The sequence below is a fragment of the Gelidibacter salicanalis genome (genome assembly GCF_016469035.1).
Taxonomy (GTDB): domain Bacteria; phylum Bacteroidota; class Bacteroidia; order Flavobacteriales; family Flavobacteriaceae; genus Gelidibacter; species Gelidibacter salicanalis_A.
In genome coordinates this window covers 105,707-117,014 of record NZ_JAEHJZ010000049.1, presented here as the reverse complement: position 1 = coordinate 117,014, position 11,308 = coordinate 105,707, and the positions used below count along the sequence as shown (strand labels likewise).

The following is an 11,308-nucleotide window of genomic DNA, read 5'->3' as shown; positions in this document are numbered from 1 at the left end:
GGCTGAATAGTTACAAAATTTTCATGATTTTTAATTTTAAATTAATTTATTACAAATTTCAGTACTTTCCCTGAGCACTGTGATATGGAATATGCCAAAAGAGTTGTAGAATTTTCAGCATATTATAATCATCTATTATCAGCGCAATAGAAAACATGTAGCCTGTTAACCTTTTAACGATTTAAGGTTATTTTCATACTATCCTACACTACTCATTTATTTTGGCTTTTCTTTTATCAATAGTTTAGCATTGCACCAATACCAAATCCCATATCGCTGTCGTAATGAGTGGTAATACCTATATTTCGAGTTGCTATATATCGTAAACCTCCCATATATTCCTTGTCCGTGTTCCACATAAGACTCATACGCAATCTTGGAGTTATTGGAATGTCATCACGCTCAAATTGCAATCTGACATTGCCGTCCGTATAAATTTCAGCCTGGGCTATTACGAGTATTGGCAAAGTATAATTGACCCCTACACTGAATAAAGAGCGCTCATCCTTGGTGTTTTTTTGACCGAAAAGATTTTCTTCGACCTCATTGTGACCCAATTTTCGATAGCGCCAATCAAACCCTACAAAAGGCATCAACCATTGCATTCTTCCAATATATCGGCCTATATGGGTTTCTGTTTCGTAACCGTGCCTATCATTATATCCTAAACGCCATTCGGTCCCCAAACTCCACCGCGTACTTTGAATCATCAGTTGCCCATCATTTCCATTGGTTGCAAAGTCGTTTTCTGCCATTAAGTGGAACTCCCTATCATCTCCTTTTAGTTTTCTCAAGGCAAGTGCTGGGTTTGGAATCAAAGGATTGGGTTCCTGATTTTCATAACTAAACACCCTGCCCATTCCGCTCATCATATGGTACAGAATATGGCAGTGAAAAAACCAATCGCCTTCAGCATTTGCCTCAAATTCGATGACGTCGGTTTCCATAGGCATAATATCCACTACGTTTTTTAGAGGCGCGTATTCGCCTTGACCGTTTAGCAACCTAAAATCGTGGCCGTGTAAGTGCATTGGGTGGCGCATCATCGAATTGTTGTACATAGAAATCCTCACTTTCTCGCCCTTTTTTATAAGGATTTTGTCACTTTCGGAAATAACCTTGTTGTCCAAGCTCCAAACATAGCGGTTCATATTGCCCGTAAGTGTAAAATGTAGTTCCTTGACAGGTGCGTCATCGGGAAGCGTGGTTGCAGTAGGCGACTTCAACATTGCGTAGTTGAGCGTAGTAATTTCTGAAAGCTCATTGCTTTTGTACATATCCCCATCCATTTTCATTCCATCCATTTGCTCCATTTCATCGCCTGAAGGTTTTTCAGGATCCATTTTCATTTTCTTATCCTTACCCTTTTCTGAAGGCCCTGTAATTTCAGGATACATGACCACGTTCATATCCATTTGCTGCATACTCATATTCATCCCCATTTGATCCAGGTCGCCGTTCATTTTCATCATTCCATTCATCATTTCCATACCTTCAAAGTATTTCAGTTTTGGCAGTGGCAACGTAAGCTGTTTAATACCATCCCCCAAATAAATGGAAGCCGATTTTGTGCGGTCTTCGGGAGTTGCCAAAAATTCAAATGCCGTTTTGTCCGCAGGAATAGTGACTACCACATCGTAGGTTTCTGACACGGCAATGAGCATTCTATCCACTTCCACGGGTTCCACATCATTACCGTCATTGGCGACCACGCTTATCTTACCGCCGGCGTATGTAAGCCAAAAATAGCTGGAGGCACCGCCGTTTGAAATCCGCAGGCGGACTTTATCTCCGGCTTTCAAGCCTTTCAGTGATGTATCCTCATTTTCGCTTTTGCCATTGATGAGAAATTTGTCATAATAAACGTCGCTTACATCCATTGCGAGCATTCGTTTCCATTCATTGTGAAGTTTTGTTTTGAAATGTCCTGATTTTATGGCTTCTGCATAGCTTTGTGTGGTTCCTTTTTTTATGGCAAACCAGTCTGATGCATTGTGGAGCATTCTATGTACATTTTCAGGTTTAAGGTCTGTCCATTCGCTCAAAACGATGGGAATGGTCGGTAAATCGTCTATCCCTTTTCTAAAGGTTTTATCATCTGATCTTTTATTTAATATCATAGAACCATACATGCCAATCTGTTCTTGAAGGCCAAAATGGCTGTGGTACCAATGGGTACCGTGTTGTATGATGGGAAACGTGTATTTATGGACAGTATGTGGTGGAATGGGCATTTGGGTAAGATAGGGAACGCCATCTTCTTTATTGGGCAAAAATAGGCCGTGCCAGTGAAGGGCCGTTTCTTCATCCAACTCATTGTGAACATATATTTCGGCAATGTCGCCTTCCGTAAATGTAAGCGTTGGCATTGGTATTTGCCCATTTACCGCAATGGCGCGTTTTTCCTTACCGGTAAAATTAACAATGGTATCGCGTACAAATAGATCGTAGCGCACTATCTTTTGTGCTTGCAAGGAAAGAGTCCCCAGAAATAGAAACACCAAGAGTATTTTTTTCATTTCGTTATCAAAAATTAGATTATTGTAGTGCTTCAGTTTTTAGTGTCAACGGTTTCCACAGTTGAGCCACAGCTTAACATTTGTGAACCGTAATACGGATTTTTAATAGTCTTGTCCTTGCTCAACCAATTGGCATCCTGCATTGGACAATATTGGTAATACAGAGTTTCCTTGGAGCTGTAAAAAGTTATGATATCGCGTATATTTTTCGACAGGGCTTTGAATTTTTCCCGTTGCTTGACGATATCCTTGGTGTCTGAGATGCCATTTGCAGCCCCCATTATAGAAGGCATCACTTTGATTACTGCGGTTTGTTCTTCCGCTTTAAGCTTTTCTATTTTCAGGGCCTTAATCGCGTTCAAAAGTTCTGCGGCTTTTGTAGTTGCCGTGGTGGCATTGGTTTTTACCAAGGCATCCTTTATGGCAAAATAATTGTTGAATACCGCGTCTAAAGCGTTTGACTCCATCATTTCAGGCATAGCCATATCTGAATGGTTCCCAGAAGTAGGCATATTCATTTCCATCTTTGATTCGGGCATTTCCACTGCCGATTTAGTTTGAGCCATAGTCATTGTAGGCCCTTTTTTCGACCTTTCATATTTGCAACACTCCGCAAGTTGTGCATACGTATTATCCGGCGCCAAATAGTGCTCATTGTCATAACCTGCCAAGGCTATTCTTTTTAATATTTCGTCCCGATTCGTTTTTTTGGAATCGAAGTTTATTTCCGCCATTTTGGTGTCTTTGTTCCAATTAATATTGGCGGTATTTTTGATGTTTCCAGCGTTTTCGATAGTGGCTTTACACATATCGCAGTTCCCGAAAATTTTTACGGTTTCGGTTTTTGCGTTTTTTATTTGGGCGGTAAAGGCGGTTGATGATAGCACCATAAGTACAATCATTAAATTTTTTAATGATTTCATTTTTATAAATTTTAGATAATTGTATATGAAAACGAATACTGACCAAAGCCTTGTATTCAAAAAAGGACAGCTTAAACACTGTCAAAAAAAAAAAAAAATTAAATTAGCTTATTTCTGGCGGTTGCCAGATGGAGAGAGATATTTTTTTTGGAGTGTTCTGAACACAGGTGTGGTCAATTTTCAAAACATACTTATAAGTAAGGTTTGCCTGTTCGGCATCTTCAATATAAAAAGGGATACTGACCGAACTTGAAAAATGGCAATACTTGCTACTACACGAACCACCACAACCCTTATCGCCAATATGGTCGTTATCGCAGCTCGATTTTTTTTCAGGAGCTGTGTCTTGACTTGAGCAAATGTGATTTTCTGTGTGATGTGTTTTAGATGAATTTTCAGATGCCCAAACTGTACTGGTAGAAAACACCAATAACAGGATAGATAGGGCAATTATGTAATTCTTACTTTTCATCTTTTTCAAGGAGCAAATATATTATTAATATGTCAGATTATATGTTAAAACTAATGGGCGTTGTATGCAATTTACTTCGTTTATTATTGACAACCAATAAGTTGTGGCATTCATTAGGTTCTATAAAACCAAAGGATTCTAAATTTCAGCTTACCAGTGCACCCGACCAAACTTGAAGCGGCAATCATAACAATTCATTTGCCACTTTGTTTTAATGTTAATACTAAACGCACGGTTTTGGGTGGCGCTGAAGTAAGTGCCAAAATATCCCCGGTTAGCTGCACTTTTTGGATATTTTCTTAAGAATATTATGGCTGTCGCCAAATTTGCAGAGTGCATCGCAGTGTTCCCTTAAATCGGAGAATAGAATATATTCAATTTTGTGGCTATTTCTTAAAGATGGTCTAGTAAGTTGCATTACCACTTCTTTTTCCCTTTTATCAGGCAACACGATGTACAGATGTTGCTCGCTACTTATAAAGGAATGTGCCAAATCCGTCAATCGCAAAATACCGGAGTAGATAGAAGTACTCTTTTCGACTTCAAAAGCACAGATGGGGTTGTTGGTGTCTTTTTCAAACCAGACCACGTCTATGAGCTCAATGGTTTTTTGTGTTTCTTTGTTTGGGCTCAATGCAGGAAATTTTGACAGGCTTAAGAACGAAAAGTTGTTGCCTTGATGGCATTTGGAACGGTCATTGGAGGCACTGATAACATCATAGCCCAATTGATTGCCTATTTTTAAAAGGTGGTACTGCATCTCAGAATGCAGATCTATTTCCAACTGTTCATTTACAACTTCTTTTCTTCTTTTCGCTACTTGATTTTCAAATTTTGTTCTTTCTTGCTCGGTTATAAATTTCTCGTTTCCAATAATCATCTTTTTTGAGCCAACTTCAAATAGCAAGCCCGTAATAGCTCCCAAATCATTTGATAAAACAGACCTGTATTTTTCATTAGTTTCAACTATGGTCTCCCGTAGTTTTAGGTATTCTGACCACGAGCCCAGTTTCTTTTTATCATTGAAAAGCGCATTGTAGCCATTTATTATAGCAGTATTGAAGGGTGGAATCATGGTAGGGTGCAAAAAATAGAGAATGCTTGCAACGGCAGGACCTAATCCTTTTATTTTAAGCTGGTCCAATTTAATGATTTCCTTAATAATGGTTTCTTCCCCAGCATTGTAGTCAAAACAGTTTTCCAAAAATTGGCCGAAGGCTATTTTATTGGTTTCATTTTCATAAATATCCGGGATCCTCAATTTGGGTTTCCAATAAAACGGGTGGGCAACCCCAACAAAAATTTGCTTCTGTTCGGCAATACAGGACAATACGAATTCCAGGGAGCTTCCCTTGAAGTCATTCGGGAATTTTTTCTCCTTTATATCATTAATGACCTGCTGTACACCTCTTCGGATGGAGCGAAAGGCCTTTAATCGATCGTCATTGTTCACAAACCAAGTGTTATAAACACTTTCAGTATCTGTTTTATACTTTGCAATTAATTCTTCCAAGTTGTTATTATGTTGTTGGTTGTTCGGCCTTCGTCCTTAGTATTGATTTATAAAGTTATGATTATTTTATCTGTTAATTTATTTTTTTTTAGGTCAGAGGGAAACCCCCTGTTAATCTGCAATGTGTTAATGGGCATTTCATGACTATAAAGCGTTTAATATTTTCCATCCTGTTTCGTTTGGACGATGGTACCATAAAATAGAGAGCCTTAAATCTCATCCAAGCATTTACGATTTTTATCAATCGATTTTTTAAACTGCGTAGGTGTCAAACCGGTTATCTTTTTAAACTGATTGCTCAAATATGCCACACTACTATAATTCATTTTAAAGGCTATTTCACTCAAGGTCAGTTCATCATAAACTATAAGTTCTTTTACCCGTTCAATTTTTTGACAGATGATGAATTGTTCAAATGTGATACTTTCTACGGACGAGAAGAGAGCGCTCAAATATTTATAATCCAGATGAATATTGTCACCTATATAATCTGCCCATTTAATATCCAATTCTTCAGATGAGTGATGGATTTTATCTACAACTAATGTTTTCATTTGTTCAATAAGCTGACTTTTACGGTCGTCAATCAAACTGAAACCAGCATTTTGAAGTCGTTTAGACAAATCAGCTTTAGCTTTAACATCTATAGAGGATCGTAATTTGACCTCTCCCAAATTGACTGAAACATAAGCAATTGCAAGTTGTTCCAGAATATAGGATACTGCTGTGATACATCTTGGACAGACCATGTTTTTTATATGGATCGATTCATTCATATTATAATTGCTTCAAAATAAAGTTAACCCTGATCTGTATAAAGAATAATAAACAGCAGCTAAAACAGAAATCACAAAAATCAATACCATCATCACAAAAGCTACAATTTTATCGGTTTTTGTAATATCACTTTTGAATTGATGTTTTCCTTTTCTTCGCTTTCTTCGCTTTCTTCTGCTATCACTCACCATCGTCTTACCTTATAAAACCAAAACAACCTTATGACCTTATTGAGCTTTCTCGATTAATTTATAACCTGTACTATTCTAATGTTGCTGTTACCTCACCACATGTTAACATTGCTGCTCCATAATAGGGGTTGCGAATTTCTGTTTCCAAACTTAACCAGTTTGCACCTTTGTTATTATTGACCATTGGGCAAAACTCGACATACACTTTTTGATTGACCCCAAAAAGCTGTACACTACTTATCAGATGGGCAGAAAGGTGCTTGAAATGTTCTCTTTGTGTTGCTATATCCGAACTGTTCCCAATGGCATTAGCAGAGGTTTTTAATTCCTTCTGAATAGTCATCCAATGGTTGTGTGCTTTTTCATCAGACAAAAGCTTCATATCTACTTTCTTCAAGGCTTGGCTTATTTGCTTTCCTGCCTGTTGTGCATTTTTAGTATCATCACTTACCAAAGCATCTTTTAAAAGGATGTAATCATCAAAAACCTGTTTTAACTGATTTTGAAATTTACTTGAAACTACTATCCTTTCCTTCATTTCTGAATGGTTGGTTTTATCCGTTTTCTCGCCAGAACTATCTTCTTGCATTCCTAAATGCCCTTCGTGGCCTGTCGTTGTTTTACCACCTTTTGCATTCATCATACTTTTTTTGCCCTGTAGCTGTGCTGCGGCATCTACGGTAAACGTTCCGTTAGTGACCACTTCATCTCCATTTTTTAAACCTTCAAGAATGGTATAGGTATCGCCATTGGCATTGCCCAGTAAAACTTCCCTCATTTCAAAAACAGACTCATTTGGGTTTGTTTTGACATATACTACAGAGCGTTCTCCCGTCCACATAACAGCGGTTGACGGGACAGAAACTGAATTAGTAGCACTTGCTTGAGTACCCTCGATGACTCCTTCCACAAACATTCCTGGTTTAAAGAGGTCATTCTTATTATTAAGCACTGCACGCACCACAATAGTTCGCGTTGCAGAATTTAATAAGGGATCAACAAATGAAACTTTAGCATCAAATACTTCATTGCGATACGCATTGGTAGTCACTTTAATGGTTTGCCCCTTTTTTAAGGAGGCTATTTGGTTTTCATAGGCATCAAATTCGGCCCATACTGTATTAAGGTTCGCAATTTTATATAGGGGTTGTCCTTGCTTTAAGTAATCCCCTTCTTCTACCATTTTCTGCGTTACCGTACCTGAAACCGTTGCAAATATTGGAAAGTTTTCTTGTACCTTTCCGGCGGATTCTATCGCGTTGATTTGCTTTTCTGAAAGTTTCCAAAGTTTCAACTTGTTTCTAACAGCCTTATAAAGTGCAGGTTGTGATTCTTTCAAGGATGAAGCGGTAAGTAGTTCTTGTTGTGCCGCAACCAATTCTGGTGAATAGATGGTTGCCAAGCGTTGTCCTGCTCCAACACGTTCTCCTGTTGAATTAACGAACAGTTTTTCAATTCTTCCTCCAAAATAGGTGACCTGTACTGCATTGGACTCTTCATTGGCTTTTATCTTACCCGACAATTTAAGAGAACTATTTCCCATTTGTCCTTGTCCTACAACCGAAGTTTGGATATTGGCCAGCGCCATTGCGTTATCTGTCATTTTAATTTCATTGGCACTAAGACCTTCTGCCCCCGTTTCGGCAGGAATTAAGTCCATTCCACAAATAGGACAATCTCCAGGTTCTGGTTGCATAATTTGAGGGTGCATGGAACACGTCCACATTTGGTTAGAAGCAATTTCTTCTGAATGGTCATGGTCGTCTTTGGCAGAATTTGTCGTCTTACCACCAAATAGTAGAAAACCTCCCAATAAGCCAATTATTAAGGCTATACCTATGTAAATGATATTCTTTTTCATTATTTATATTTTTATTTATTATTCTCTAATCGCTTGATCATGGCTTTCATTTCTTCAATTTCCTTTCTTTGAGCTTTTATAATATCATTCGCCAGTTTTTTAACTTCCGGATCTTTAATAGCTGCTCTTTCACTCGTTAAAATAGCAATGGAGTGATGTGGAATCATAGCTTTCATCCAAAGGACATCTCCAATAATTGGAGCTTGGGCTCTCACAAGGCCATAGGCCCCGCCAAAAAGAATAATGCTCCCCAAAACAATTGCTATATTCTTCTTTTTGTTTTGGTACATGTTACGCATAGCCACAAACATTATTATGGCCATTGCAGCGATACCTAAGCAACTCATATAAAAACGAGTAAGACTAAAATAGACGTGATCTAGTTGATACGTATTTAGGTACATGGTAATGTACATTGCTACAAAAGATGCTGCGAGCATTCCTACAAATTTTGTGTAGTTATTTTTCTTCGAATTTTGATGCGAATTTTCCATTTTATGTTGATTTTAGTGTTACTTGTTTTCGTTTCTTTTTAATTATTTTTCTAATTGTAGGCGATGATGTATACCAAAGTAAAAAACCACTTAATACCGTAATTAAGCCCAATAGTGAAAACGCTCGCAATACTATTGTGTTAAAATTATCCCGACCTCCATAATCCATTGTGTGGGTCATCCACAAAAAATCGAACCAACGCCAATCCCTATGCCTTACAGTTTGAAACACACCATTTTCAACAGCTACATAAGCCTTTAAATTTTGTGGTGTCTCATACGAAATCTCATAGGCCGGAAGTGGACGGCCACGATATTCGTGATGGTCTCCAACTACATCAATCAGTTCAATACCAGATATTTTGAGGTCTGAAAGCATATATCTTTTAGCTACCTGTTGTGCTTCATCTATAGTAATACCATTTTTTTTATCTCCCGTTTTGGCGTTGTAAAGTGTAGTCTCGTTTATCCAGTAATAAGGCTCTTTAGCTATTTCCAATAATTCCAAAGTTTTAATGGGCTGCAAAGTTTCAAGTTGAGCAGTCCCCATTAAGTTGTTGAAAAAAGTCTGTTCAGGTTGTTCTTTCTTAAATTGGTCGCCGTGGATTTCATCAATATCCGTCCAACTAAAGTACATTCCGCTAATGGTCCACATCAGAAATTGTATGCCCAAAAAGAGCCCCAGATAGCGGTGTGCTTTTCTAATTTTTAACGCCGTCTTTCTTTTAAACATTAGTTCGTTACTTCAAATGGGAAATCAATGGCAACCTTTTCCCAACTCATACTAATATTGCCTGATGTATTGCTGGTCTTGGTTATTTTATATTCTAGATGCTCCTGAATATCCTCGGAAATTTTTGGAATTACTTTAAATCGTAACACGTCTTCTTTTTCGTCATATTCGTCTTTTCCGTGTTGGTCCCAATTCGTGTTGAAAATAATCGTCCATTCTTCCTTATTGGGAATTACAAAAAAACCATATTTTCCTGCTTTCAATTTTTTTCCATCCATTTTTAAATCTTTGTTTGTTTCTATCCAAGTTGCCATATGTGCACCAGCTTGCCAAACAGCATCATAAGGAAGTAAACCGCCAAAAACAATACGGTCGCGAACTCCTGGGGATGAGTATTCTATATGGATATGAGCATCGTCTATCATAACCATCGTTGACGTATGTGGACTTAATGGTTTTTTTGGCGACTGCGATGTAGTTTCTGTTTTTGAGTTTTCCAAAATCGTTTTGGTTTCTTTTTTTTCTTGATTACAAGCCATTAAAAGAAGTGTACCAAACAAAATACTAAAAGAGATATGTGCTTTCATAAAATTCTATTTTTTATTTCTTGATGAAGAATGCGTTTTAATAATTTTCCATTTTCCTTCATTTTTTTTCAGAATAGAGGTTGCCACTCCTTTTTTACTAATGGTTCTTGTTTCTCCCTTTTCATTAGGGTTGAGTACAATGGTATAGATATAGGTTTCCGTAGTAAACGCATAAGGCGCATCTACTTCTACTTCAATTTCATAATCTGAAAATGTGAAGCTTTTAAAATGCCCCAATTCCGGTCCCAAATGATGTTCTATATAGTGTGTATATGACCCCTCGACACCTCCTGATTCAAAAACCTTGGAATCTTCACTAAACAATTCAAATGTGCCTTCGGTTGTTAGGTTTTGAAGGGCATCTTTATATGCTTCCATAATTTTGATGACAGCCTTCTTTTCTGTCTCTGTATTTACAACTTGGCTAAACATTTGGACTGATCCAAATGTCAAGAGCGTTAGAAAGATTGTGAGTTTTAGTGTTTTCATAGGATTGTTTTTTTAAGGGTTTATTTATCAACGTGTATTCTATTAATATTTGCAATACCAAATACCAGCACCAAAAAGCTCAAAAAAATCTCCATCATTACCAAAAGTTTACCTGTGATAGTTAATGGTACTACATCTCCAAATCCAACAGATGAAAAAGTAATTATGCTGAAATATAGAAACTCAAAAAACTGTAATGAAAATGAACTGTTGAGTACTGTTGTGGATTTAAAATTTTCTGAACTCAAAATATATAATGCGTGATAATCTGCTGAAAACGAGAGGACAATCAAAACAATCAACACCCCAAATAAAGTAAGCACGTGTGTAAGCTGATGACTTTCGCCTATTATTTTACTTAATTGTATAAAAGTGAGCCTGACAATAAAAAACGTTTTAATTAAAGCCAAACCAACAATTAAAAGAGACAGAAATACAGTTTCGGAATCCACACTAGCCCAGAGTGTATAACTTAACGATAACCCAATGACCACACTTGCAGTAAGTAATACCTTTTTGAATAGTTGCACGTAAAACCCTGTGTTTTCGGATGTTCCTATTTTATTTACTTTAGCCATTTTAATCTATTCTCTTAACTAAATAATTGAAGTACCAAGGCACTCCCAACTATTAAGATTGGTATATCTATACTATATAATTCAAGAAATACTTGACGCCACTTTTCTCTTTTTCGGTTTCAATACTGGGTTTGCAACATTCTTTCATACTCTTATATTTGTGCCTAATTA

11 protein-coding genes are annotated in these 11,308 nt (G+C 37.3%); all 11 read right to left on the bottom strand.

Annotated features, from left to right (window positions below):
• Positions 1-236 precede the first annotated feature (236 nt).
• The 11 genes from JEM65_RS18445 to JEM65_RS18395 all read right to left on the bottom strand — a co-directional run bounded on the left by JEM65_RS18445 (position 237) and on the right by JEM65_RS18395 (position 11,137).
• Complete coding sequence (locus tag JEM65_RS18445; protein ID WP_199602816.1) at positions 237-2,519, bottom strand: multicopper oxidase domain-containing protein; 2,283 nt, start codon at positions 2,517-2,519, stop codon at positions 237-239.
• A 32-nt stretch (positions 2,520-2,551) separates the two neighbouring features.
• A complete protein-coding gene (locus tag JEM65_RS18440; protein WP_199602813.1) occupies positions 2,552-3,442 on the bottom strand; it encodes a DUF3347 domain-containing protein in 891 nt (296 codons plus the stop codon).
• Between the two features lie 103 nt (positions 3,443-3,545).
• Complete coding sequence (locus JEM65_RS18435) at positions 3,546-3,914, bottom strand: hypothetical protein (protein ID WP_199602812.1); 369 nt, start codon at positions 3,912-3,914, stop codon at positions 3,546-3,548.
• A gap of 274 nt (positions 3,915-4,188) precedes the next feature.
• Complete coding sequence (locus tag JEM65_RS18430) at positions 4,189-5,427, bottom strand: hypothetical protein (protein WP_199602811.1); 1,239 nt, start codon at positions 5,425-5,427, stop codon at positions 4,189-4,191.
• Positions 5,428-5,636: 209 nt separating this feature from the next.
• Positions 5,637-6,203 carry a helix-turn-helix domain-containing protein gene (locus JEM65_RS18425; RefSeq protein WP_199602809.1) on the bottom strand — a complete coding sequence of 189 codons (567 nt, stop codon included), beginning with the start codon at positions 6,201-6,203 and terminating at the stop codon, positions 5,637-5,639.
• Positions 6,204-6,465: 262 nt separating this feature from the next.
• Positions 6,466-8,256, bottom strand: a complete 1,791-nt coding sequence (locus tag JEM65_RS18420) for an efflux RND transporter periplasmic adaptor subunit (RefSeq protein WP_199602807.1) — start codon at positions 8,254-8,256, stop codon at positions 6,466-6,468.
• Positions 8,257-8,267: 11 nt separating this feature from the next.
• Positions 8,268-8,750 carry a DUF305 domain-containing protein gene (locus JEM65_RS18415; protein ID WP_199602805.1) on the bottom strand — a complete coding sequence of 161 codons (483 nt, stop codon included), beginning with the start codon at positions 8,748-8,750 and terminating at the stop codon, positions 8,268-8,270.
• Between the two features lies 1 nt (position 8,751).
• On the bottom strand, positions 8,752-9,483 hold the full coding sequence (locus JEM65_RS18410) for a PepSY domain-containing protein (protein ID WP_199602803.1): 732 nt from the start codon (positions 9,481-9,483) through the stop codon (positions 8,752-8,754).
• Positions 9,483-10,070: a DUF2911 domain-containing protein gene (locus tag JEM65_RS18405; RefSeq protein WP_233530733.1), complete on the bottom strand. Its 588-nt coding sequence runs from the start codon at positions 10,068-10,070 to the stop codon at positions 9,483-9,485. The genes JEM65_RS18410 and JEM65_RS18405 overlap by 1 nt, the downstream gene beginning before the upstream one ends.
• A gap of 6 nt (positions 10,071-10,076) precedes the next feature.
• A complete protein-coding gene (locus JEM65_RS18400) occupies positions 10,077-10,559 on the bottom strand; it encodes a YybH family protein (protein ID WP_199602801.1) in 483 nt (160 codons plus the stop codon).
• 20 nt (positions 10,560-10,579) lie between these two features.
• Positions 10,580-11,137, bottom strand: a complete 558-nt coding sequence (locus JEM65_RS18395; protein ID WP_199602799.1) for a potassium channel family protein — start codon at positions 11,135-11,137, stop codon at positions 10,580-10,582.
• Between the last annotated feature and the right edge of the window lie 171 nt (positions 11,138-11,308).

What these genes read in the sequence shown, in the direction of transcription:
- JEM65_RS18435 (WP_199602812.1), bottom strand. Translation starts at nt 3,914, where the DNA reads ATGAAAAGTAAGAATTACATAATTGCCCTATCTATCCTGTTATTGGTG.
- JEM65_RS18445 (WP_199602816.1), bottom strand. Translation starts at nt 2,519, where the DNA reads ATGAAAAAAATACTCTTGGTGTTTCTATTTCTGGGGACTCTTTCCTTG.
- JEM65_RS18415 (WP_199602805.1), bottom strand. Translation starts at nt 8,750, where the DNA reads ATGGAAAATTCGCATCAAAATTCGAAGAAAAATAACTACACAAAATTT.
- JEM65_RS18405 (WP_233530733.1), bottom strand. Translation starts at nt 10,070, where the DNA reads ATGAAAGCACATATCTCTTTTAGTATTTTGTTTGGTACACTTCTTTTA.
- JEM65_RS18425 (WP_199602809.1), bottom strand. Translation starts at nt 6,203, where the DNA reads ATGAATGAATCGATCCATATAAAAAACATGGTCTGTCCAAGATGTATC.
- JEM65_RS18410 (WP_199602803.1), bottom strand. Translation starts at nt 9,483, where the DNA reads ATGTTTAAAAGAAAGACGGCGTTAAAAATTAGAAAAGCACACCGCTAT.
- JEM65_RS18440 (WP_199602813.1), bottom strand. Translation starts at nt 3,442, where the DNA reads ATGAAATCATTAAAAAATTTAATGATTGTACTTATGGTGCTATCATCA.
- JEM65_RS18420 (WP_199602807.1), bottom strand. Translation starts at nt 8,256, where the DNA reads ATGAAAAAGAATATCATTTACATAGGTATAGCCTTAATAATTGGCTTA.
- JEM65_RS18395 (WP_199602799.1), bottom strand. Translation starts at nt 11,137, where the DNA reads ATGGCTAAAGTAAATAAAATAGGAACATCCGAAAACACAGGGTTTTAC.
- JEM65_RS18400 (WP_199602801.1), bottom strand. Translation starts at nt 10,559, where the DNA reads ATGAAAACACTAAAACTCACAATCTTTCTAACGCTCTTGACATTTGGA.